This is a genomic window from Micromonospora parastrephiae (assembly GCF_016802865.1).
In the GTDB taxonomy this organism is placed as follows: Bacteria; Actinomycetota; Actinomycetes; order Mycobacteriales; family Micromonosporaceae; genus Micromonospora; species Micromonospora parastrephiae.
Genome location: NZ_JAEVHM010000417.1, coordinates 1 through 1,007 on the forward strand (window position 1 = coordinate 1; position 1,007 = coordinate 1,007).

1 protein-coding gene is annotated in these 1,007 nt (G+C 74.2%); it reads right to left on the reverse strand.

Features of this window, described 5'->3' with window-relative positions:
• Positions 1 to 27 precede the first annotated feature (27 nt).
• A partial coding sequence (locus tag JNW91_RS31530) for a molybdopterin-dependent oxidoreductase (protein WP_203179062.1) occupies positions 28 to 1,007 on the reverse strand: 980 nt, incomplete at its 5' end.

A 1,007-nucleotide genomic window follows, 5' to 3' on the forward strand; every position in this document is an offset into this window, starting at 1 on the left:
GTCTGGGTGGGGTGGGTGGGGTAGGGGTCAGCGGACGGTGACCGTGACGGTGTGCCAGCCTGTCGCGCCGTTTGGGGCCACGCCCTGGGTGCGCTCGGTCTGGGTCTCGCCGGTCTCGTCGGTCGCCCGGACCTGGAGCCGGTGCTGGCCCGGCGTGGCGTCCCAGCGCCACGACCACTGGACCCAGGTGTCCACGGACACCGTCGGGGCCAGTTCCGCCTCCTGCCAGGGCCCGCCGTCGACGCGTACCTCGACCCGGCGGATGCCCCGATGCTGTGCCCACGCCACCCCGGCCACGGTGACCGGGCCGGTGGTCAGCCGGTTGCGCGCCCGGGGCGCGTCGATCCGCGACTGGGTCTTGATCGGCCCCTGGGCCGACCAGCCCCGCGGCACCCAGTACGCGTCGAAGTCGGCGAACCGGGTCAGCTCCAGCTCGGTCACCCACTTGCAGGCGGACACGTAGCCGTAGAGGCCGGGCACCACCACCCGGACCGGGAATCCGTGCTCGACCGGCAGCGGCTCACCGTTCATGCCGATCGCCAGCAGGGCGTCGCGCCCGTCGCGCAGCGCGGCGGTGGGGGTGCCGCAGGTCCAGCCGTCGACCGACCGGCCGACGACCTGGTCGGCGTCGTCCTCCGGCTCGACCTCGTCGAGCAACTCCCGCAGGGGTACGCCGAGCCAGCGGGCGTTGCCGATCAGGTCCCCGCCGACCTCGTTGGAGACGCAGGCCAACGTGACGTACCGCTCCACCATCGGCCGGGCCAGCAGGTCCGCGTAGCTGTAGGTGCGTTCGGTACGGACCCGGCCGTGGATCCGCAACCGCCAGGTGTCCGGGTCCACCTGCGGCACCACCAGAGCGGTGTCGATCCGGTAGAACCCGAAGTTCGGGGTGACGTACGGCGCGAGCTGGGTCAGCGACAGGTCTGCGCCCGCCGGCACGGCCGGCGCCGGGGCGACCGGAGCGGGCAGCCGGATCGCGTCCCGGGCGGCGGACACCCCGCGCCGCC